This is a genomic window from Pseudomonas sp. KCJK8993 (genome assembly GCF_046230915.1).
In the GTDB taxonomy this organism is placed as follows: Bacteria; Pseudomonadota; Gammaproteobacteria; order Pseudomonadales; family Pseudomonadaceae; genus Aquipseudomonas; species Aquipseudomonas piscis.
This window is the reverse complement of the sequence record NZ_JBJJLO010000120.1, coordinates 1-19,562: the sequence shown is the minus strand read 5'-3', so window position 1 is coordinate 19,562 and position 19,562 is coordinate 1. Positions and strand designations below refer to the sequence as shown.

Sequence of the window (19,562 nt, the reverse complement as noted above, 5' to 3'; positions counted from 1 at the left end):
GGTTATACCGGCCCGATAGCGCTGCCAGAATCATCGGGCAAGGCACAAACGCACTCCCTGTCCCGGGAGCCTTCGAGCCAACGAACGCGCGAGAACAATAACAATGCCCAGCGCCAATCCCCTGCCCAGCAGTCCGTCCCTGCCGTCCACCAACAGCCTCGGCGACTTCACCCACAGTGCCCAGGGCACCGCGCTACGGCGCATCCTCGGCTTGCCGGCCCTGGTGTTCTTCGGCCTGGTGTACATGGTGCCGCTCACCGTCTTCACCACCTACGGCGTGGTCACCCAGATGACCGGCGGGCGTACCGCGGCCGCCTACGTGATCACTCTCCTGGCGATGCTCTTCACCGCCCGCTCCTACAGCGTGATGGTCAAGAAATATCCAATTGCCGGTTCGGCCTACTCCTATGCCAGCTTGAGCTTCGGCCCGGGGATCGGCTTTCTTGCCGGCTGGTCGCTGCTGCTCGACTACCTGTTCCTGCCGATGATCAATTACCTGGTGATCGGCTTGTTTCTCAACCTGGCCTTTCCCGCCGTGCCCGCCTGGGTGTTCGTGGTGGCGACCATCGCCCTGGTGACCCTGTTGAACATCCGGGGCATCGGCTCGGTGTCGAGCATGAGCAACCTGATCGTCTGCGCCCAGCTGGTATTCGTCGTGGTGTTCCTGGCCCTGGTGGTGCGCCAGTTGGCCGGTGCCCCGGAGCTGGACCTCGTCGCTCCGTGGAACGGCGATGGCAGCCAGCCCGGGCTGTTGCCATTGATGGCGGGAGCGGCGGTGCTGTGCCTGTCGTTCCTGGGCTTCGACGCGGTGTCGACCCTGGCCGAGGAAACCCGCGACCCGCGCCGGGACATCCCCCGGGCCATCCTCATCACCACCCTGGGCGCCGGCCTGCTGTTCATCCTGCTGGCCATGGCCAGCCAGCTGGCATTCCCCGGCAGCCGTTTCGACAACGCCGACTCGGCCGCCAGCGAAGTCATGCTGCGCACCGGCGGACGCTTCCTGGAAATGTTCTTCACCGCCACCTACGTGGCGGGTGCAGCGGGCTCGGCGCTGGCGTCCCAGGCTTCGGTCTCGCGCATCCTGTTCAGCATGGGCCGCGACGGCATCCTGCCGCCACGGGTGTTCGGCACTCTCTCGCAGCGCTACAAGACGCCGGTGACGGCGATTGTGCTGATTTCTCTGGTATCGCTGCTGGCAGTGGTGATCGACCTGACCACCCTGGCGTCGATGATCAGCTTCGGCGCGCTGGTGGCGTTTTCCGTGGTCAACCTGGCGGTGATCAAGAGCCACCTGGGCCAGGGCCAGCCACGCAGCGCCGGGCACCTGCTGCGCTACGGCCTGTTGCCGTTGATCGGCTTTGGCCTGATCGCCTGGCTCTGGACCAGCCTCTCGGCCCTGACCCTGGGCATCGGCCTGGCCTGGTTCGCCCTGGGCCTGGGTTACCTGGCCGCACATACCCGGGGCTTTCGGCAACCGGCGCCGACGGTGCAGTTCTCCGAGCAAGCCTGAGGCAAGTGCCGCTCAGATGCCGATCGGCACGGCCTCGAAACGTACCCGGGGATGGGCGATACGATCCTGGGCGCGTACCAGCTCCAGCTCGTAGCTGGCGCAGGCCTGGGTTTCCAGCAGCACCTCATGCACAGCCGCGGCGGTGAACTCGAATGCCGCCACCAGGCTGTCGCCCAGCAGCACCCGGGCCAGGAACAGGCCCGAAGTCAAGTCGCCCACCCCCACCGGCTGACGCGGGAAGGCCAGCAGCGGACGCCGCAGGTGCCAGCTGCCGTCGGCGGTCACCAGCAGCATCTCGAAGCCGTCGGCCAGCTTGCCGGGATAGTCCAGGTGCTTGACCAGGACCGCCTTGGGGCCCCTTTCCAGCAGCGAGCGGGCCATGGCCAGGCAATCGAACAACGATTGCGGCTTGCGCCCGCAGAAGCTGTCCAGTTCCAGCTGGTTGGGGCAAAGGAAATCCGCCATGGCCGCCGCCTCGTCGAGCAGGAAGTCGCTGACTTCCTCCGGCACGATGCAGCCCTTCTCCGGATGGCCCATCACCGGGTCGCACAGGTACAAGGCCTTGGGATTGATCGCCTTGATCCGCGCCACGCCGCCGAGGATCGCCCGGCCCTGGGCCGCGCTGCCCAGGTAGCCGGAGAGGATCGCGTCGCAGTTGCCCAGCTCGCCGATGGCGGCGATGCCCTCAACCAACTCGGGAATCTGCCTGGGCGCCAGCACTTCCCCGGCCCATTGGCCATACTGGGTGTGGTTGGAAAACTGCACCGTGTTCAAGGGCCAGACATTCACCCCAACCCGCTGCATGGGAAATACCGCAGCGCTGTTACCGGCGTGGCCGAAGACCACATGGGACTGGATCGCAAGCAGGTGGGGCGTACGTTTCATGCAGGATTTTCCATAGAACCGGGAGAATTCAAGCCGCGCAGTATGCGACTAAACGCAGCCTGTACGACAGACCGGAGACGCAGTTAAGCTGATGTCACTTCGTTGGAGCACACCTTCATGCTGACCCTTGGAAACATCTTTGTCTTGATGTTGCTGGCAACCGGCGCTGCCTGGTTGTGGCACAACCACGGCCTGCGCGAGCGGGCGCTGGAGCGGGTCAAGCAGCATTGCGCCCGGCTCGATATCGAGCTGCTGGACGGCAACGTGGCCCTCAAGCGCATCGGCTTCGTCAAGGATGCCAAGGGCCGCCGGCGCCTGGCGCGGATCTACAATTTCGAGTTCACGGTGACCGGCGAGACCCGCCATTCGGGGACCATCACCCAATTCGGCGCCCATAGCGCGCATATCGAGCTGGCGCCCTATCCCTTTGAGGTCAAGGAGCCACTGCCCAGCGCCGAGATCATCGAACTGAGCCAGTGGCGCGAAGAACATCGCAAGCGTAACTGATCACTTCTTGAACAACCCCGCTTCCGCCACTACAGGCGGCACTGTGCCAGGCTGGCTTGCAGCGCTGCCACATCCTGAGGCTCTGCGAAGATCAGCTCCAGGCGCGAATCCCGCCGCCACTCGCTGGGCAGCCAATTGAATGGCGAGTTGTCCAGGCCATTGCCCGAACGCCAACCCTCGGCGCTATGGATCACCAGCTTGGCCCGACGCCAATCGAGGTTCTGTAGCCAATGATCGATCCGCGCCAGGTCGAACCGCTGCCCCGGATGCCAGCGCCAACCGATGCTCCACCCCTCCTCCTGAGCTTGGCTGAGGCAGATCGGCTGCGACGGATCGCTCCACACCGCCGGTAGTTGCGCCAGGCCATGGGGCAGCTCGGGCGGCTCCAGGGCCGCCTGGGCAGCGGCGCTCAGCCCCGGCAGCTCGGCCAGCGGCAACGCCGCGTGGCGAGTCCAGAACAGCGGCCGCCCGGGCAGCAACTCCAGCACCCGCAGCCGATCGTCGGCGCTGAGCAGTTCATCCTTGTTCAACACCAGCAGGCCTGCTTCGGGCAGCGCTTCGGACTGCGCCGCCGGCAACGGCTGGCCCGCGGCCAGGGCCTGGGCGTCGAGCACCAGCACGCATGGCTGCAAAGCCAGCACGCCTTGCCAGGGCGCCTGCGCCAGCTGCTTGAGCAGTTGCACCGGATGGCCAAGACCGGAGGGCTCGATGAACAGCCGATCGGGCCGTGCCTTGCGCAGCAGACGCCCCAATCCGACCTGGAACGGCGCGCCGCTGACACAACACAGGCAGCCACCGGCCACCTCACCAAAGGCGATGCCGTCTTCGTCGCGGCTGAGCAAAGCTGCATCCAACCCGATCTGGCCGAACTCATTGATCAATATCGCCCAGCGCTCGTTGGCCGGCCGCTGGTCCAGCAGATGGCGAATCAGGCTGGTCTTGCCGGCGCCCAGGGGCCCGGCAATCACGTGGGTGGGGATGTTCTGCAGCATGGGGGAAATCCGAAAAAGCCGTGAAACGATGCTACGCCCTTCCCGGCCCTGGCGAAAATCCGCTCGCCCGTAGCCTCCTGCGCACAGGCGCTACCGAGGGCGGCATGGGGCGCGGGGCAGCCCCGGCGCCGAAGCTTGCGCAACCTGCGGCGGCGGCCTGTCAGCCCAGCCAGTCCAGGGTCAGGATCAACCGGCGCTCGCCGGGCGCAGGCTGCGGGGAGCGGTGAATCAGGCCGAAGCCTTCGTTGCCGTGCCATTTCTCACCCTTGAACAGCGCGACCGCGCCGCTGGCGATCTGCTGGATCAGCGCCGGATCCCGGGGCTCAGCCTCGGGTTGGCCCAGTTGTCGGCGATCCATTGCGCCTTCGCGCAGCCATTGGCTACCGATACCGGCATAGGTGGTGATCAGGCGCATCGGCACATGATCGACGTGGAAACGCGGGCACATGGCCTTGTCCAGCACGCGCAAGCGCAAACCCACCCGGCGGGCGCCCAGCAGGCAGGAAAAAGCGCTGACCAGCCAGGAAACATCGGCGATGAAGCCGTCATATCCCTGCAAATCGCTGAACTCTGACGCCAATCCGCGCAAATTCGGCACCGCGTCCTCGTCGGCTAATTCCAGGCTCAGGGACTGGGCCAGCGGCTCGTTCAACGACAGCAGCAGTTCGCCGAAATCCGCGATATGCGCCGGCAACTGGCGCTGCCAGAGCCCGAGGTTGATCTCATCGGCGAGCACTTCGGCCAGCACCGCCGGGGTCGAGCCGATCGCCGCACGCCGGGCCGCCCGCGCTCGTCCGGCCAGCAGGGACCAGGCCGCTGGACGCCTGGCCAACGGCGTCAGTGGCGTACCCAAGGCCAGCATCAGGCGGCCTCCTCGTCATGCCAGGGGCCAAACGGGTCGGCCAGCAAGCTCCAGGCCTCGACGCCCAGGGCCATTTCCCCGTCATCCAGCAGGCATTGGTCCAGCTCGGCGGTGAGTTGGGCAAAGTCGATGTTCTGGCCGATGAACACCAGCTCCTGGCGGCAGTCGCCGGTGGCGGCAGTCCAGTTGGACATGATCGCCGCCGTGCTTTCCTCGTCCTGGGGCCAGTGCTGCTTGGGCACGAAGCGCCACCAACGGCCGGCGAAGCCATGGCGCATCAGGCCGCCGGCCTGGGACCAGCTGCCCGCCTCCTGGTATTTGCTGGCGAGCCAGAAGAAGCCCTTGGAACGCAGCAACTTGCCGTTGCGCCAGGGCCGGTCGATGAAATCGAAGAAGCGCTGCGGATGAAACGGTCGCCGGGCCCGGTAGGCAGTGGAGGCGATACCGTATTCCTCGGTTTCCGGCACGTGTTCGCCACGCAGTTCCTGCAACCAGCCCGGCGCCTGGGCCGCTCGCTCGAAGTCGAAGCGGCCGGTATTGAGGATCTTCGCCAGCGGTACCTGGCCCATGACCATGGGGATGATCTCCGCCTGGGCATTGAGCCTTGCCAGGATCGCCAGCAGTTCCTGGCGCTCTTGGCTGCTGATCAGGTCGATCTTGCTGACCAGGATCACATCGGCGAATTCCACCTGCTCGATCAGCAGGTCGGTGATCGAGCGCTCATCTTCCTCGCCCAGGGTTTCCCCCCGCGAGGCCAGGCTGTGCGCGGCCTGGTAATCCACCAGGAAGTTCATGCCGTCGACCACGGTGACCATGGTGTCGAGCCGCGCGATGTCCGCCAGGCTCTGGCCGGACTCATCGCGGAAGGTGAAGGTTTCCGCCACCGGCAACGGTTCGGAAATACCGGTGGATTCGATCAGCAGGTAGTCGAAGCGGCCGTAGCGGGCCAGCTTGCCCACCTCTTCCAGCAGATCTTCGCGCAGGGTGCAGCAGATGCAGCCGTTGCTCATCTCCACCAGTTTTTCTTCGGCGCGATTGAGGCTGACATCACGCTGCACTTCGCTGCCATCGATGTTGATCTCACTCATGTCGTTGACGATCACCGCCACCCGCAGGTTGTCGCGGTTGCGCAGCACATGATTGAGCAAGGTACTTTTGCCGGCGCCGAGAAAGCCGGACAGCACGGTAACGGGAAGACGTTCGGTCATGGGTGGTTCCTCATCAGGTTCGCGGCTGGCTCAAAGCGCCCGTTGATGGCGTTCGCGCAGCTCTTGGCGTTCTTTGGCTTCGATGCACAAGGTGGCGGTGGGCCGCAGCAGCAAGCGCTTCAGGCCGATGGGCTCGCCGGTATCGCGACACCAGCCGTATTCGCCACGGGCCAGGCGCTCCAGGGCTTCATCGATCTTGTCCAGCAGCTTCTTTTCCCGCTCCAGCAGGCGCAGTTGCCATTGATGCTGTTCCTCGGCGCTGCCGATATCCGCCGGGTCGCTGTGGACCTCCTGCTCGCGCAGCAGGTCGAATTCGCCGCAGATGCGCTCCTGCAATTCATTGCGCTGTGCCAGCAGCAGTTCGCGGAAGAAGCCTTGCTGGGCTTCGTTCATGTAATGCGTATCGGGCTGGGCGAGCAGGTCTTGTTCAGTCATGACGGGTCACGGGTTGGGCTTGTTTTTATGTTATATTATAACAATGCAGATTCGCCAACCCTCTCTTGTCCGACATGACGAAGGGCGCGATGCTGCCCTCCTGCCGCCTTGAGAATCGCCATGCGCCCATTCCTGCCTGCCCTGCTTTGCGGCTTGCTGCTCACCGGCCACGCCGCAGCCGCCGTCCCCGACAGCCTGGCCAACTGCACCCGCAGCGCCAACCTGCTGGCCTGCGTCGATCCGCTGGGCAACGCCTATAGCGTCGCCACCGCCGGCAACACCCTTTACCTGCGGGGCTTCGAAGTGATCGGCAAGCGCTACTGGGCCCAGACCAGCAGCCGCTACGGCCAGCTGACCTTCTTCACCGGCCTGGCCTCCGACGGCGAAGCCTGGGTGGGCTACAGCCAGCGCGTGGGCTGGACCACGCGCAACCGGTTCTCCAGTTCCGGCGGCAGCCGTGGGCAATTCACCTGCAGCCGCATCATGGGCTGCTGAGAACGCCCTAGGCCTGGTTGCTCCTGGTTTCCTGGAGCCAGGCCATGTAGCTGTTGACCGGCGGATTCTTCTCGAAATAACGCTGCAAGCCCTGGAACAGGCCATCGGCGATCGCCTGCTGGTGCCGCGCGGTCACCAGGCGCTGGCTGTCGCGGCTGTTGGAGATGAAACCGGTCTCCACCAGGATCGAGGGCACATCCGGAGACTTGAGCACCGCGAACCCAGCCTGCTCCACGCGCTTCTGGTGCAGACTGGTAATCCCCGACAGGCTGTCCAGCACGGTGCTGCCCAACTGCAGGCTGGCGGCGATGGTGGCATTCATCGACATATCCAGGATCACCCCCGCCAGCATCGGGTCCTTGTCCTTGAGATTGAGCAGGCTGCTGGCCCCTAGCAGGTCGACGCCGTTTTCCCGCTGGGCCATGAAACGCGCGGTGGCCGACGTCGCCCCGCCTTCGGACAGGGCGAACACCGAGGCCCCGGAAGCGGTCAGGCGCGGCGCGGCATCGGCATGCACCGAAATGAACATGTCGGCTTTGTGCTTGCGAGCGATCTCCACCCGCTTGCGCAGGGGCACGAAGAAGTCGTCATTGCGCACCAGCTTCACGTCGAAACCCTTCTCGCGCTTGAGCCGCTTGGCCAGCAGTTGGGCGATGGACAGCACGACGTCCTTCTCGCGCTCGCCCCTGGCGCCCACGGCTCCCGGGTCCTTGCCGCCATGCCCGGGGTCCACCACCACGATGATGTCGCGCTTGGGATGGGGCCGGTCCGCCGGGGCCTGGGGTTTGGCAGCAGGGACCGCGGCTGCGGCGATGCCGGGGGCGCCCCGGGTGCTGCTGGCCAAGTCCAGCACCAGGCGATGACCCTGGCCATCCTGGGGCGGCAACAGGAAGCTGTTGAGCTGCACGGGCTGGTTCAAGTCGAGGACGATCCGCGTGTCGCCCTGGCCGAAGTGCCCGGACCGGATCGAGCGGATCACCGTGTTAGCCAGGGCCAACTGGCTGAAGTCACCCTTCAGGCGCGCGCCGCTCAGGTCGACGATCAGCCGCTCGGGAGCGCTCAGGGTGAAGGTCTTGTAGTGCACCGGGCCACTCAGATCCAGCACCAGGCGCAGCTTGTCGGCGGAGTTCCACAGCCGCGCACTTAGGATCTGCGTGGCCCCGACACGCCAGGGGAACACCAGGGCCGTACCGGCCAACAACAGGTTGAGCAATTGACGTCTATGCATGGCGACTACCGCGGATAAAGGAGCGTCCGTACTCACAAGGCAGGATGGGTGACCGTTGAGGAAAAACTTTCCATCGACTGTATTGTTATAATATAACATGTAGAATCTTTTCCAACGACGGACCTGCTCATGAACGCGCTGACTCTGCCGGATATCGCCGCGCAGGCCTCACGCCAAGCCTTGCCACTGGACTGGGTCGGCATGTGTGGCATCGCCTTACCTGTAGTAATAGATGGCCAACGAACCGCCGCCCTGGCCGACGCCGGGGTCAGCCTCGACGATGGCGAGGCCCGGGGCATCCACATGTCTCGCCTGTACCTGGCCCTGGAGATGCTGGAGCAGCAGAACCTGAACCCGGCCTTGCTGCGCCGGGTGCTGCAACGTTTCCTCGACAGCCATGAAGGCCTGGCGCAACACGCCTACCTGCGCCTTCACTTGGACCTGCTGCTCAAGCGCTCAGCCTTGGTCAGCCCATTGGCCGGCTGGAAACGCTATCCGCTGAGCATCGAAGCGCACTTGAAAAATGCGATGTTCCACGTGGAACTAAAAATCGACGTGCCCTATTCCTCAACGTGCCCCTGCTCCGCAGCGCTTGCGCGCCAGCTGATCCAGCAGCAATTCGTCGACGATTTCGCCAACAAGACCTTGCAACATGCCGAAGTCCTGGCCTGGCTGGGCTCGTCCCACGGCATCGTCGCCACGCCCCACAGCCAGCGCAGCCACGCTGAACTGCGCCTGCGCCTGGACAACTTCGTCGACGAATTACCGCTGATCGCGGTGATCGACGATGCCGAAAACGCCCTGGGCACCGCCGTACAAACTGCGGTCAAACGGGCCGACGAGCAAGCCTTTGCCCTGGCCAACGGACAGAACCTGATGTTCTGCGAAGACGCCGCTCGCCGCCTCAACCTGGCCCTGCGTCGCTCTCCCGGAATCAACGCCTTCACCCTGCGAGTGGTCCATGCGGAAAGCCTGCACGCCCATGACGCCGTGGCCGAAAGCCGCTGGAACTGGGAGGCCTGATGCTGCGCTGCCACGCCTTGCGCTGGGGACCGCCAGGCCAACCCCTGACTCCACCGCTGGATCTGCACCTGCCAAGTGGCAGCCTGAGCGCGATCATCGGCGCCAACGGCGCGGGCAAGAGCAGCCTGCTGAAAGTCTTCGCCGGCCTGCAAAAACCACTCTCGGGCAAGGTGGAGCGTAGCGAGCCCGGCCGTGGCGGCCTGGCTTTCCTGCCCCAGCAACAGCACCTGGACCGGCAGTTCCCCATCAGCCTGGCGGAACTGGTGATCGCCGGCCTCTGGGGCAAACGTGAAACCGCCGCCAGCCGCGCCCAAAAACTGCACGCGGTCCTCGCCGACTGGCATCTGCAAGGCCTGGAGAAACGCCCATTGATGGCCCTGTCCGGCGGCGAGCTGCAACGTGCGCTGCTGGCCCGGTTGACCCTCACCGAAGCGCCCTTGCTGTTGCTGGACGAACCCCATGCCGCCCTCGACGAGTCCGGGCAGGCCCTGCTCTGGCGCCACCTGCACAACTGGCATGCCCAAGGTCGCACCCTGGTGGTGGTCTGCCATGACCTGCCCGCGGTGCGCCAGCATATTCCCCAGGCCCTGTTGCTCAAGCACAGCGGCTGTGTGTTCGCCCACAGCCACGAGCTGATCGCCCACAGCCCCTGCGTGCAGGTGGCTTGATGCACCTGATCAGCCACCTCTGGCAGCCCTTCAACGAATTCATGTTCATGCGCCGAGCTTTGCTCGGCGGCCTGCTCCTGGCCTGTAGCACCGCTCCCCTGGGTGTGTTCCTGATCCTGCGGCGCATGAGCCTGATCGGCGATGCGGTGGCCCACGGCATTCTCCCCGGGGCGGCCCTGGGCTTCTGGTTCGCTGGCCTGAGCCTGCCGGCACTGACCCTCGGTGGGCTTGGCGCGGGATTGGGCATGGCCGGGTTGGCGGCCTGGATCACCCGGCGCACCGGGCTACGGGAAGACGCCAGCATTGCGGCCATCTACCCGATCTCCCTGGCCGCCGGCGTGTTGCTTCTCGGGCTGGCCGGAAAGCGCCTGGATCTGCTGCACCTGTTGTTCGGCTCAGCCCTGGCAGTGGATGGGCCGACCCTGGACGGCATGTTGATCGTCTCGGTCGTCAGCCTGCTGGCCATGGCCTTGATCTACAGGCCACTGCTGCTGGATACCCTCGATCCGCTGTTCCTGCGCAGCGTCAGCCGACTCGGCCCCCTGGCCCATGGATTGTTCCTGATCCTGGTGGTGCTCAACCTGGTGATCGGCTTCCAGGCCATCGGGGCCCTGATGGTGGTGGGCCTGATGATGCTGCCAGCCGCCGCTGCGCGTTTCTGGAGCCGACGCCTGCCAGCACTGATCGGGATCAGCGCAGCCCTGGGCTGCCTGTCGGTGTGGCTCGGCCTGTTGCTGTCGTTCCACTACTCGCTGCCCAGCGGCCCGGCCATCGTGTTGATCGCCGGCGGCTGGTACTTGCTGTCGGTGGTGTTCGGTCCGGTCCACGGCCTGCTGCACCGCCCGCCCCTGCCTTCATCCCTGTGAGGTTCTTGCCGATGCGCGCCCTACTCGTGCTGTCCAGCCTGCTGCTGTCCCTGTGCTTATCCAGTGCCCAGGCGGCGGACAAAATTGCCGTGGTCACCAGCTTCAGCATTCTCGCCGACATGACCCGCGAGGTCGGTGGCGAGCACGTACGGATCAGCAACCTGGTGGGGGCCGACGAAGACGCCCATACCTACGAACCCACGCCGGACGATGCCAAGGCGCTGCTCGGCGCCCGACTCATCATCAAGAACGGCCTGGGCTTCGAACCCTGGCTCGACCGCCTGGTCGCCAGTACCGCTACCCCGGCCACCGTGATTACCGCCAGCCGTGGCGTGATCCCGCGCAGCCTGGAAGAAGACGGCGAGAACATCCCCGACCCTCACGCCTGGCACAACCTGGCCAACAGCGAACTGTATGTGAACAACATCACCAAGGCGCTGATCGCCGCCGACCCGACCCATAGCAGCGACTATGAACGCAACAGCCAGGCCTACCTCAAGCGCATCTACCAGCTGCTGGCCGAAGCCAAGGCCAAGCTCGGCGCCCTGCCGCCGGGCAATCGGCGGATCGTCACCTCCCACGATGCCTTCGGCTACCTGGGCCAGGCCTACGGCATCGAGTTCCTCGCGCCCCAAGGCCTGTCCACCGAGCGCGAGCCCTCCGCGGCGGAAGTCGCCGCGCTGATCACCCAGATCCGCGCGGCCAGGGTCAAGGCGGTGTTCATGGAAAACATCAAGGACGCGCGCCTGCTCAAGCAGATCGCCGCAGAAAGCGGCGCGCGCATCGGCGGCACCTTGTATTCCGATGCACTGGCCGCCAGTGGCCCGGCGAGCACCTTCACCGGCCTGTTCCAGGCCAATCTCGACACCCTGTACCAGGCCCTGAGCCAGCCATGAACCCGCCTCCACCGCTATCGCTGCTGGACCTGGAAGCTGCACCCCGGGGCAGCCGCTGGCCATTGGCCGAGGTACTCGATGCCCTGCCCTGGAACGCCGATGGCCTGATCGCCGCCATCGCCCAATGCCACGACAGCGGCGCCGTGCTGATGCTGGCCTGGATGAATCGCCAGGCCCTGACCGAGACCCTGGCCAGCGGCCAGGTCTGCTACTGGTCGCGTTCGCGTCGCTGCCTGTGGCGCAAGGGCGAGAGTTCCGGGCATCGCCAGCGCCTGGTGGAGGCCCGCCTGGATTGCGACGGCGATGCCGTGCTGTTGCAGGTGCAGCAGAGCGGACCGGCCTGCCATACCGGGCGCCCCAACTGTTTCTACAACGCCATTCGCGATGGCGCGGTGGAAGTCATCAGTTCTCCCTTGAAGGACCCGCGCCATGATCCGTAAGAACCCCTCCGGCGACCTGCCGGTGATCGCCGAATCCGCCTATGTGGACAAGACCGCCATCATCTGCGGCAAGGTGGTGATCGGCGAAAACGTCTTCGTCGGCCCCTATGCCGTGATCCGCGCCGACGAGGTGGATGCCGACGGCCAGATGGAAGCCATCACCATCGGCGCCAATTCGAACATCCAGGACGGCGTGGTGATCCATTCCAAGTCCGGCGCGGCGGTGACCATCGGCCAGTACAGCTCCATCGCCCACCGCTCCATCGTCCATGGTCCGTGCGTGGTCGGTGATCGGGTGTTCATCGGCTTCAACAGCGTGCTGTTCAACTGCGTGGTCGGCGACGGCAGCGTGGTACGGCACAACTCGGTGGTGGACGGACGCGACCTGCCCCAGGGTTTCTACGTACCCTCCACCACCCGTATCGGGCCCAAGACCGACCTCGGGCAGTTTCCCCCGGTGAGCGTCAGCGCCTCGGAGTTTTCCGAGGACGTGGCGCGTACCAACGTCGACCTGGTGCGTGGCTACAAGGCCCTGCAGAACGAGTTTTGAACATGGGCCGAATCCTCATCCGCAACGCCCGCCTGGTGAACGAGGGGCGACAGTTCGAGGCCGACCTGCTGGTGCACAACGGTCGCATCGAAACCATCGGCAGCCTCGACCACCTGAGCGCCGAGCTGGAGATCGACGCCCAGGGCCAGTGGCTGCTGCCGGGCATGATCGATGACCAGGTGCACTTTCGCGAACCCGGCGCGCCGGACAAGGGCAGCTTGCACAGCGAGTCACGGGCGGCGGTGGCCGGCGGCATCACCAGCTTCATGGACATGCCCAACACCTCGCCCGCGACCCTGACCCTCGAGGCGCTGGAAGACAAGCAACGCCGCGCGGCCAAACACTCGGTGGCCAACTACGGTTTTCACTTCGGGGTCAGCAACGACAACCTCGACATCGTCGCCGCCCTCGATCCCACCACCGTAGCCGGGGTCAAGGTGTTCATGGGCGCTTCCACCGGCAACATGCTGGTGGACGACCCCCAGGTCCTGGATCGGTTGTTCCGCCAGGTGCCGACCATTCTCCTGGCCCACTGTGAACACACGCCGAGCATCCAGGTCCGCCAGCAACGCTGGCAGCAGTTGTATGGCGAACAGATTCCCGCCGCCGCCCATCCCCGCATCCGCGACGCCGATGCCTGTTATCGCTCCTCATCCATGGCCGTGGCCCTGGCCAGGCGCCACGGCACCCGCCTGCATGTACTGCACCTGACCAGCGCCCGGGAACTGGCGCTGTTCGAGGACCGGCCCCTGGCACAAAAGCGCATCACCGCCGAAGTCTGCGTGCATCACTTGTTATTCGATGACCGGGATTACTCACGCCTGGGGCACCTGATCAAATGCAACCCGGCGATCAAGTCCCAGGCTGACCGCGACGCCCTGCGCCAGGCCCTGAACAGCCAGCGCCTGGATGTCATCGGCACCGACCATGCGCCCCACACTTGGGCGCAGAAGCAACTGCCCTACACCCGCGCCCCCGCCGGGCTGCCGCTGGTGCAACACGCGCTGCCAGCGTTGCTGGAACTGGTGGCCGACGGTGTGCTGCCGCTGACCACCCTGGTGGAGAAGACCAGCCACCGGGTGGCCGACCTGTTCGCCATTCCCGACCGTGGCTACCTGCGAGAAGGCTACTGGGCCGACCTGGTGCTGGTTCGCCCGGAACCGTCAGGCCAGGCGGTGGACGAGCAACCGATCCTGGCCCGCTGCGGCTGGACGCCCTTCAGTGGCCGGCGCTGGCGGCATAGCGTGAGTACTACCCTGGTTTCAGGCCAGTTGGCCTGGCACCAGGGACGCTTGAACGAGGATTGCCAGGGCCTGCCCTTGCGCTTCACCCGCTAGCCGCCCTGCCCCGGCTCAGGAAGCGCGCGGCTTGACCGTGCCGCAATCCTGGCCGAGCCACACTGCTCGGGTATCCATGCTGCCTTTCTGCTGCATGCCGGTGGCGTTGAAGGTACCGATCACGTTGGTGGTGAATTCACGGTCGCTGATGAACTTCGCCACGCCACTGCCCTGGGCCTTGGGACAGCTGAAGCGAAACTTCCACTGGTTGCCGTTGCGCTCGGTGACTTGCTGCTGGCAACCCGATTGCGGGTCCTGCAGCGGGATGGTGTCGGACTTCACCTGCTCCGGGGTCAGGCAAACGCGAATGCCCTTGCCGCCCATGGTCACGCCTTGCTTTTCCAGCATGGCCCGCTGCTGCGGGGTCATCTGTTGCTGCAACTGGCCGAGGATCAACGACAGGTCCGGCAGGTTCTGGTCATCGATCTTCATATTGCTGCTGGTCAGCTCCCACAAGCCCGGCTGCAGCACCTGTGCCTGCGCCACCACCGGCAGCGCCAATCCCGCAGCCAAGGCCCAACCCAGTAAACGAAGTTTCATCGAATGACTCCTAGACAATAGTGGCCGTTAGACTTCGGCCAGGGCCCGGCGTTGCATGGGCAAGAAAATAGCGACATTCGCCCTGGATCATGGTCTGTTAGCGGATACACCGGCATCGAATTTTCAGGAGCATGGCTGCCCCATGGATTATTTTGGCCCACACCCTTTCGGTTATCTCATCGCACTGCTGCATTTTCTCGGGCTGATCGCCGCAATCCATGCAGTGCTCACGGTCCGCACCGCCCAAGGCGCCATCGCCTGGGCCCTGTCGCTGCTGTTCATGCCCTACCTGACGCTGATTCCCTACCTGGTATTCGGCCGCAGCACCTTCGATGCCTACATCCAGGCCCGGCGCCAGGCCAACGTGGAAATGCACAAGGCCATCAACGACCTGAACTGGCGGCCCTGGGTCGAAGAGGCCCTCGCCGCCCGCGCGTCCAAGGCCTATGCCGCATTGCGGGCGATGCCCAAGCTGGGGCGCATGCCCTGCCTGGCCAATAACCAGGTGCGGTTGCTGGTCAACGGCGACGCCACCTTCGAGGCGATCTTCAATGCCATCCGCCGCGCCCACAAGGCGGTGCTGATCCAGTTCTTCATCATCCACGACGACGAACTGGGCCGGCGCCTGCAACGCCTGCTGCTGGAGAAGGCCCGGGAGGGCGTGACAATCCACCTGCTGTTCGACCGCATCGGCAGTCACTCGCTACCGGCCAGCTACGTGCAGACCCTGCGCGATGCTGGCGTCCAGGTGCACGCCTTCGCCACCCGCAGCGGCTGGCTCAACCGCTTCCAGGTCAACTTCCGCAACCATCGCAAGATCGTGGTGGTGGACGGCATGCTGGGTTTCGTCGGCGGGCATAACGTAGGCGATGAATACCTGGGCCTGAAGCCGCCCCTGGCGCCCTGGCGCGATACCCATGTGCAGGTCGGCGGCCCGGTGGTGGCCTGCCTGCAGGAGTCGTTCGCCGAAGACTGGTTCTGGGCCACCCGCGAGCTGCCGCCGCTGATCCTGCCGGACACCTACCCCGATGGCGGCGTGCTCTGCCAGTTGCTGGCCAGCGGCCCGGCCGACGCCTACGAAACCTGCTCGCTGTTCTTCGTCGAGGCGATCCACGCCGCCACCGAACGGGTGTGGATCACCAGTCCGTATTTCATTCCCGATGAAGCGGTGTTCGCCGCCCTGCGCCTGGCGGTATTGCGCGATGTGGATGTGCGCATCCTGCTGCCGGCACGCCCGGATCACCGCATCGTCTATGCCGCCTCCAGCCTGTACGCCTTCGAGGCGGTGCGCGCCGGCGTGCGGGTGTTCCGCTACCAGCCCGGCTTCCTGCACCAGAAGGTGGTGTTGATCGACAACGAGATCAGCGCCATCGGCAGCGCCAACCTGGATAACCGTTCGTTCCGGCTGAATTTCGAAGTGATGCTGCTGACCGTGGACGAAGGCTTCGCCACCCAGGTACAGGACATGCTGGAAGCCGACTTCGCCAGGGCGCGAGAAGTGGCCAAGGAAGAAAGCCGCCAGACCCACCGCCTGCAACAACTGGGCATGCGGGTCGCGCGGCTGATTTCCCCGATCCTGTGAAGACGGCCCTTATGGGTTGTAGAGATCGTCGCGGGTCCATGGCAGTTCATGGCTGCCATCGGCATGGGCTTTCACCGCAAGGATCTGGTGCAGGTTGATCCAGCCCTTGGCAAAGGCGTAGGCGCAACCTGCCAGGTACACCCGCCAGATCCGCAGCGCCTGCTCCGGTACTTGCTTGGCCGCGGCCTCCAGGTTGTCTTCCAGGCGCTCGCTCCAGTGATCCAGGGTGCGGGCATAGTGCATGCGCAGGCTTTCCACATCGACGATTTCCAACCCGGCCTCGCTGATCTGCGCAGAGATCATCGACAGGTGCGGCAGCTCGCCGTTGGGGAAGACATAACGCTCGATGAAGTCCCCTGCTCCCCGGCCAACGGGGCGGCCGTCGGTGTGCTTGGCGGTGATCCCGTGGTTCATTACCAGGCCGCCTTCGCGCACGGCGCCGAACAGGGTCCGGCAGTATTCCGGCAGGTTGGCGTGGCCCACGTGCTCGAACATGCCGACGCTGACCACCTTGTCGAAGCGGCCATCCTGGGGCAGGTCGCGGTAGTCCAGCAATTGCAATTCCACCAGGTCTTCCAGGCCCTCGGCCTTGACCCGCTCGCGGCCCAGGGCCAGTTGCTCCTTGCTCAGGGTGATGCCGAAGACCTTGGCGCCGAACTCGCGGGCGGCATAGCGGGCCAGCCCGCCCCAGCCACAGCCGACGTCCAGCAGGTAGTCGCCCGGTTGCAGCCGCAGCTTGCGGCACAGGTGGCGGAACTTGGCCTGCTGGGCTTGCTCCAGGGTCTCGCTGCCGGTCTCGAAGTAGGCACAGGAATAGGCCATGTCGCTATCCAGCCAGAGCTGGTAGAAGGCGTTGGACAGGTCGTAATGGTAGGAAATGGCGGCGGCATCGGTGGCCTTGTCGTGCAGCGAACGCACGGGCTGGTCGCCTTCGTCGTCATCCAGCAGGGCCTGGCTCAGTTCGTCGCAGACCCGGATGACTTCGCTGATGGAGCCCTCCAGCTCCAGCTTGCCCTCGACGAACGCGCCCCCCAGCGCATCCAGGCTTGGGTGAGTGAGTTGCGCGACCAGCTGTGGGTCCTTGACCACGATGGTGACGTTGGGCTCGGGCCCGAGGTTGAACTCATGGCCGTCCCAAAGTCGCAGCCGCAAAGGCAATTGCAGATTCTGTAAGGCCGGTGGAAGTTGCGCGAGCATGGAAAATCCCCCCTTGTTCAGACGTCTGGAATGAGGGTAGACCATCCCTGAAAATTAGCAGGCTATCGATCTGATAGCGGTTTTCTATGATCAGCTGTGCTGCACCAAGCCATCCTCGACCCACTGTTTCAGCCAGGACACCGCCTGCAATGGGGCTCCCTCTTCATAAGTGACGGCCAGCTCGGCACAGAGTTCCGCGAAACTCCACTGCCCTGTGCTCATGCCCCGCAATGCCCAGGCCTCGTCAGTTGCCAGGGTGCGATAACGGCAGATCCGCTGCGCACGCCACACCAGGCAAACCTGCTCCTGTTCAAGTAAAGCAGGCAGGGGGAAATCCACCCGGTCCTTGACCGCCCGCCACTGCGCCAGGCTGTTGTAGCGCAGCGCCAACCACTGCACGCATGGCGCCAGGCGCAATTGCAAGCCGGGCCATTGCCCCGGCGCCAGGGCCGCCATGGCCGCTACATCCAGCACCGCCGCCTCGGGGGCATCGAACGCCAGGGTGAAGGCCCATTCCAGGCGCGCCAGCTCAGCCAATGGCAGGCCCTGCTCGGCCGGCAGATGCTCCTGGAGAAAGTCGGCGAACCCCTGCCCCAGCCAGCGCAGACTGAAATGCCGGGACGGCGAGCGCTCCAGGTAGGCAGCGACCAGGGCGCCGAACTGCTGGTCGCCGAGCCAGTGGCGGATGCTGGGGAAGTCGCTGTCCATTACCTCCTGCAGTCGGGCTCGATAGGCGTGGTGGTAGATCGCCAGGCCGCTGGCCACATCCAGGCTCGGCCCGCCCACCAGGCTGCGCTGCCACCCTGGCTCGGCCACGGGCTGCTCGCCCAGCAGATAGCGCTCGAATGCCTGTTGCCAATCGTTCAGGCGCATCGCTGCCTCCCGGCCAGGGCCTGCTGCCCCAGCTCCCGGGCCTTGCCCAGCTCGGCGAGCAACTGCTCAAGCGGCGGCAACTGATCGTCACGCTCCAACAATGTCGCCACCGGCCCCAGGTGTTCGAGGGTGCGCTGGTACAGCGCCCAGACCGGGTCGCACACTGGCTGGTCGTGGGTATCGATCACGTAGTCGCCATGGTCCTGGTGGCCGGCCAGGTGCAGTTGGCGTATTCGCTTGGATGGCAGCCCCTTGATGAACTGCCAGGGATCGAAACCATGATTGCGCGAGCTGACATAGACATTGTTCACGTCCAGTAGCAGCTCGCAGCCACTGAGCTGGCTCAAGGCCGAGAGGAATTGCCACTCGCTGAATTCGTCGTTCGCGGCCCGCACATAACTGGAGACGTTCTCCAGCACCAACGGCCGTTCCAGCACCTCCTGCACCTCACGCACCCGGCCGGCCACGTAGTGCAGGCTTTCCTCGGTATAGGGCAACGGCAACAGGTCGTGCAGGTGATGGGCATTGCCCCGGCTCCAGCACAGATGGTCGGAAATCCAGGCCGGACGCACTCGCCCGGCCAGCGTCTTGAGCTGCGCCAGGTAATCGTGGTCCAGGGAGTGGGGACCGCCGATGGACAACGACACCCCGTGCATCACGATGGGGTAGCGCTCGGCGATGGCATCCAGGTAATACAGGGCCTTGCCACCCTGGACCATGAAGTTCTCGGACACCACCTCGAACCAGTCCACCGCAGGGTGCTCATCGAGAATCTGCTGGTAATAGGCACTGCGCAGGCCCAGGCCATAACCCAGGCAAGAAGAAACATGGGACATCGCCAACTCCTCGCCGAGTGGCCGCAGCGGGCGTCCCCACCGCGGCAGCACTCGATCGCCGTTTACTCGCCGACCTTGCCGCCGGCCTTGTCACAGGCCGCCTGGGTCATGACCTTGAAGCCCTGGCCCTTGCAGGCGCCCATGCCCTTGCAGGCATGGTCCTTGGTCTTGCAGTCGTTCTGGCCTTTGCAACCGTTGACGCCGTAGCAGTGCACCTGGGCATCGGCAGCCATCGCCTGGGTGGCGACGCCGGCGAACAAGCCGGCGGCAGCGAAAGCCAGGGCGGCGCCGGCAGCGGTTTTCTTCATGTTCATCTTGGGTTTCCTCTAGTAGTCGATCGCAAGGATGGTGCCGGGGCGGCCTGGGCAGCCCCGTCATGTCACTAGAGAAAGGAAGGCGCTCGGCGTTACAGCCGGGATAAAAATAAATGCCGCCTGGTCAGGACTTGGCCAGGGGCTCCTGGAAACGCAGCAAGCGCCCGGCATTGCCCAGCACCAGCAAGGTGCTGAGGTTGTGCAGCACGGCGGCGATCATCGCCCCCGCGGCTCCCAGCCAGCCGAATGCGGCGAAGGCGACGATGGCCAGGGTCCAGCCCAGGCCGATGACCACGTTGGCCTGCAAGGTACGCCGGC

Annotated in this window: 23 protein-coding genes; 11 read left to right on the top strand and 12 right to left on the bottom strand. The window is 65.1% G+C overall.

The window, feature by feature from the left end; genetic code table 11:
• Positions 1-103: 103 nt before the first annotated feature.
• A complete protein-coding gene (locus ACK6AU_RS26950) occupies positions 104-1,510 on the top strand; it encodes an APC family permease (protein WP_185696799.1) in 1,407 nt (468 codons plus the stop codon).
• Between the two features lie 12 nt (positions 1,511-1,522).
• Here the strand turns inward: ACK6AU_RS26950 and pdxY are convergent, their stop codons facing one another.
• Complete coding sequence (gene pdxY, locus ACK6AU_RS26945; RefSeq protein ID WP_185696798.1) at positions 1,523-2,395, bottom strand: pyridoxal kinase PdxY; 873 nt, start codon at positions 2,393-2,395, stop codon at positions 1,523-1,525.
• A gap of 117 nt (positions 2,396-2,512) precedes the next feature.
• Here pdxY and ACK6AU_RS26940 point away from each other — a divergent pair, with 117 nt between their 5' ends.
• Entirely contained in the window at positions 2,513-2,902 is a 390-nt protein-coding gene (locus tag ACK6AU_RS26940; protein ID WP_103324349.1) for a DUF3301 domain-containing protein, read from the top strand.
• Between the two features lie 29 nt (positions 2,903-2,931).
• Here the strand turns inward: ACK6AU_RS26940 and ACK6AU_RS26935 are convergent, their stop codons facing one another.
• The 4 genes from ACK6AU_RS26935 to dksA form a co-directional block, all read right to left on the bottom strand.
• Entirely contained in the window at positions 2,932-3,894 is a 963-nt protein-coding gene (locus ACK6AU_RS26935) for a CobW family GTP-binding protein (protein WP_409302516.1), read from the bottom strand.
• A 160-nt stretch (positions 3,895-4,054) separates the two neighbouring features.
• Positions 4,055-4,756, bottom strand: a complete 702-nt coding sequence (locus ACK6AU_RS26930; protein ID WP_409302514.1) for a DUF1826 domain-containing protein — start codon at positions 4,754-4,756, stop codon at positions 4,055-4,057.
• Entirely contained in the window at positions 4,756-5,964 is a 1,209-nt protein-coding gene (gene zigA, locus ACK6AU_RS26925) for a zinc metallochaperone GTPase ZigA (protein ID WP_409302512.1), read from the bottom strand. Before zigA ends, ACK6AU_RS26930 begins: the two co-directional genes overlap by 1 nt.
• Positions 5,965-5,994: 30 nt before the next feature.
• On the bottom strand, positions 5,995-6,399 hold the full coding sequence (dksA, locus tag ACK6AU_RS26920; RefSeq protein WP_185696793.1) for an RNA polymerase-binding protein DksA: 405 nt from the start codon (positions 6,397-6,399) through the stop codon (positions 5,995-5,997).
• Between the two features lie 120 nt (positions 6,400-6,519).
• Here dksA and ACK6AU_RS26915 point away from each other — a divergent pair, with 120 nt between their 5' ends.
• Positions 6,520-6,894 carry a glutamine synthetase gene (locus ACK6AU_RS26915; RefSeq protein ID WP_185696792.1) on the top strand — a complete coding sequence of 125 codons (375 nt, stop codon included), beginning with the start codon at positions 6,520-6,522 and terminating at the stop codon, positions 6,892-6,894.
• 7 nt (positions 6,895-6,901) lie between these two features.
• Here ACK6AU_RS26915 and ACK6AU_RS26910 read toward each other — a convergent pair whose 3' ends face one another.
• Complete coding sequence (locus ACK6AU_RS26910) at positions 6,902-8,122, bottom strand: N-acetylmuramoyl-L-alanine amidase (protein ID WP_409302509.1); 1,221 nt, start codon at positions 8,120-8,122, stop codon at positions 6,902-6,904.
• Between the two features lie 129 nt (positions 8,123-8,251).
• Between ACK6AU_RS26910 and folE2 the strand changes: the two genes are divergently transcribed.
• Genes folE2 through ACK6AU_RS26875 form a run of 7 tightly spaced genes read left to right on the top strand, consistent with a single transcriptional unit; the run spans position 8,252 to position 13,902 of the window.
• Entirely contained in the window at positions 8,252-9,145 is an 894-nt protein-coding gene (gene folE2 / locus ACK6AU_RS26905; protein ID WP_409302507.1) for a GTP cyclohydrolase FolE2, read from the top strand.
• Positions 9,145-9,813 (top strand): metal ABC transporter ATP-binding protein, encoded by a 669-nt coding sequence (locus ACK6AU_RS26900; protein WP_409302505.1) that lies wholly within the window; start codon positions 9,145-9,147, stop codon positions 9,811-9,813. Before folE2 ends, ACK6AU_RS26900 begins: the two co-directional genes overlap by 1 nt.
• Positions 9,813-10,679, top strand: coding sequence for a metal ABC transporter permease (locus ACK6AU_RS26895; RefSeq protein ID WP_185696788.1), 867 nt, complete (start codon positions 9,813-9,815; stop codon positions 10,677-10,679). Before ACK6AU_RS26900 ends, ACK6AU_RS26895 begins: the two co-directional genes overlap by 1 nt.
• 11 nt (positions 10,680-10,690) lie before the next feature.
• The gene (locus tag ACK6AU_RS26890) at positions 10,691-11,575 is read left to right on the top strand and encodes a metal ABC transporter substrate-binding protein (RefSeq protein WP_409302503.1); all 885 of its coding nucleotides are present in this window, start codon (positions 10,691-10,693) and stop codon (positions 11,573-11,575) included.
• Positions 11,572-12,015: a phosphoribosyl-AMP cyclohydrolase gene (gene hisI / locus ACK6AU_RS26885; RefSeq protein WP_409302501.1), complete on the top strand. Its 444-nt coding sequence runs from the start codon at positions 11,572-11,574 to the stop codon at positions 12,013-12,015. The genes ACK6AU_RS26890 and hisI overlap by 4 nt, the downstream gene beginning before the upstream one ends.
• Entirely contained in the window at positions 12,005-12,565 is a 561-nt protein-coding gene (locus ACK6AU_RS26880) for a carbonate dehydratase (RefSeq protein ID WP_022641958.1), read from the top strand. Before hisI ends, ACK6AU_RS26880 begins: the two co-directional genes overlap by 11 nt.
• A gap of 2 nt (positions 12,566-12,567) precedes the next feature.
• Complete coding sequence (locus tag ACK6AU_RS26875; protein ID WP_409302498.1) at positions 12,568-13,902, top strand: dihydroorotase; 1,335 nt, start codon at positions 12,568-12,570, stop codon at positions 13,900-13,902.
• Positions 13,903-13,917: 15 nt separating this feature from the next.
• Here the strand turns inward: ACK6AU_RS26875 and ACK6AU_RS26870 are convergent, their stop codons facing one another.
• Positions 13,918-14,442: a DUF3617 domain-containing protein gene (locus ACK6AU_RS26870; RefSeq protein WP_022641960.1), complete on the bottom strand. Its 525-nt coding sequence runs from the start codon at positions 14,440-14,442 to the stop codon at positions 13,918-13,920.
• Between the two features lie 142 nt (positions 14,443-14,584).
• Here ACK6AU_RS26870 and cls point away from each other — a divergent pair, with 142 nt between their 5' ends.
• Positions 14,585-16,024, top strand: coding sequence for a cardiolipin synthase (gene cls / locus ACK6AU_RS26865; protein ID WP_185696785.1), 1,440 nt, complete (start codon positions 14,585-14,587; stop codon positions 16,022-16,024).
• 9 nt (positions 16,025-16,033) lie between these two features.
• Here the strand turns inward: cls and cfaB are convergent, their stop codons facing one another.
• The 5 genes from cfaB to ACK6AU_RS26840 form a co-directional block, all read right to left on the bottom strand.
• On the bottom strand, positions 16,034-17,221 hold the full coding sequence (cfaB, locus tag ACK6AU_RS26860; protein ID WP_053133447.1) for a C17 cyclopropane fatty acid synthase CfaB: 1,188 nt from the start codon (positions 17,219-17,221) through the stop codon (positions 16,034-16,036).
• Between the two features lie 90 nt (positions 17,222-17,311).
• Complete coding sequence (locus ACK6AU_RS26855; protein WP_409302495.1) at positions 17,312-18,094, bottom strand: DUF2063 domain-containing protein; 783 nt, start codon at positions 18,092-18,094, stop codon at positions 17,312-17,314.
• Positions 18,085-18,930, bottom strand: coding sequence for a DUF692 domain-containing protein (locus ACK6AU_RS26850; protein WP_409302493.1), 846 nt, complete (start codon positions 18,928-18,930; stop codon positions 18,085-18,087). The genes ACK6AU_RS26855 and ACK6AU_RS26850 overlap by 10 nt, the downstream gene beginning before the upstream one ends.
• Positions 18,931-18,992: 62 nt before the next feature.
• On the bottom strand, positions 18,993-19,244 hold the full coding sequence (locus ACK6AU_RS26845) for a hypothetical protein (protein ID WP_085594036.1): 252 nt from the start codon (positions 19,242-19,244) through the stop codon (positions 18,993-18,995).
• Between the two features lie 124 nt (positions 19,245-19,368).
• On the bottom strand, positions 19,369-19,562 hold a 194-nt coding region (locus ACK6AU_RS26840), incomplete at its 5' end, for a hypothetical protein (RefSeq protein ID WP_409302491.1).

Coding starts and splice junctions, on each gene's coding strand:
- ACK6AU_RS26950 (WP_185696799.1), top strand. CDS start 104: ATGCCCAGCGCCAATCCCCTGCCCAGCAGTCCGTCCCTGCCGTCCACC.
- pdxY (WP_185696798.1), bottom strand. CDS start 2,395: ATGAAACGTACGCCCCACCTGCTTGCGATCCAGTCCCATGTGGTCTTC.
- ACK6AU_RS26940 (WP_103324349.1), top strand. CDS start 2,513: ATGCTGACCCTTGGAAACATCTTTGTCTTGATGTTGCTGGCAACCGGC.
- ACK6AU_RS26935 (WP_409302516.1), bottom strand. CDS start 3,894: ATGCTGCAGAACATCCCCACCCACGTGATTGCCGGGCCCCTGGGCGCC.
- ACK6AU_RS26930 (WP_409302514.1), bottom strand. CDS start 4,756: ATGCTGGCCTTGGGTACGCCACTGACGCCGTTGGCCAGGCGTCCAGCG.
- zigA (WP_409302512.1), bottom strand. CDS start 5,964: ATGACCGAACGTCTTCCCGTTACCGTGCTGTCCGGCTTTCTCGGCGCC.
- dksA (WP_185696793.1), bottom strand. CDS start 6,399: ATGACTGAACAAGACCTGCTCGCCCAGCCCGATACGCATTACATGAAC.
- ACK6AU_RS26915 (WP_185696792.1), top strand. CDS start 6,520: ATGCGCCCATTCCTGCCTGCCCTGCTTTGCGGCTTGCTGCTCACCGGC.
- ACK6AU_RS26910 (WP_409302509.1), bottom strand. CDS start 8,122: ATGCATAGACGTCAATTGCTCAACCTGTTGTTGGCCGGTACGGCCCTG.
- folE2 (WP_409302507.1), top strand. CDS start 8,252: ATGAACGCGCTGACTCTGCCGGATATCGCCGCGCAGGCCTCACGCCAA.
- ACK6AU_RS26900 (WP_409302505.1), top strand. CDS start 9,145: ATGCTGCGCTGCCACGCCTTGCGCTGGGGACCGCCAGGCCAACCCCTG.
- ACK6AU_RS26895 (WP_185696788.1), top strand. CDS start 9,813: ATGCACCTGATCAGCCACCTCTGGCAGCCCTTCAACGAATTCATGTTC.
- ACK6AU_RS26890 (WP_409302503.1), top strand. CDS start 10,691: ATGCGCGCCCTACTCGTGCTGTCCAGCCTGCTGCTGTCCCTGTGCTTA.
- hisI (WP_409302501.1), top strand. CDS start 11,572: ATGAACCCGCCTCCACCGCTATCGCTGCTGGACCTGGAAGCTGCACCC.
- ACK6AU_RS26880 (WP_022641958.1), top strand. CDS start 12,005: ATGATCCGTAAGAACCCCTCCGGCGACCTGCCGGTGATCGCCGAATCC.
- ACK6AU_RS26875 (WP_409302498.1), top strand. CDS start 12,568: ATGGGCCGAATCCTCATCCGCAACGCCCGCCTGGTGAACGAGGGGCGA.
- ACK6AU_RS26870 (WP_022641960.1), bottom strand. CDS start 14,442: ATGAAACTTCGTTTACTGGGTTGGGCCTTGGCTGCGGGATTGGCGCTG.
- cls (WP_185696785.1), top strand. CDS start 14,585: ATGGATTATTTTGGCCCACACCCTTTCGGTTATCTCATCGCACTGCTG.
- cfaB (WP_053133447.1), bottom strand. CDS start 17,221: ATGCTCGCGCAACTTCCACCGGCCTTACAGAATCTGCAATTGCCTTTG.
- ACK6AU_RS26855 (WP_409302495.1), bottom strand. CDS start 18,094: ATGCGCCTGAACGATTGGCAACAGGCATTCGAGCGCTATCTGCTGGGC.
- ACK6AU_RS26850 (WP_409302493.1), bottom strand. CDS start 18,930: ATGTCCCATGTTTCTTCTTGCCTGGGTTATGGCCTGGGCCTGCGCAGT.
- ACK6AU_RS26845 (WP_085594036.1), bottom strand. CDS start 19,244: ATGAACATGAAGAAAACCGCTGCCGGCGCCGCCCTGGCTTTCGCTGCC.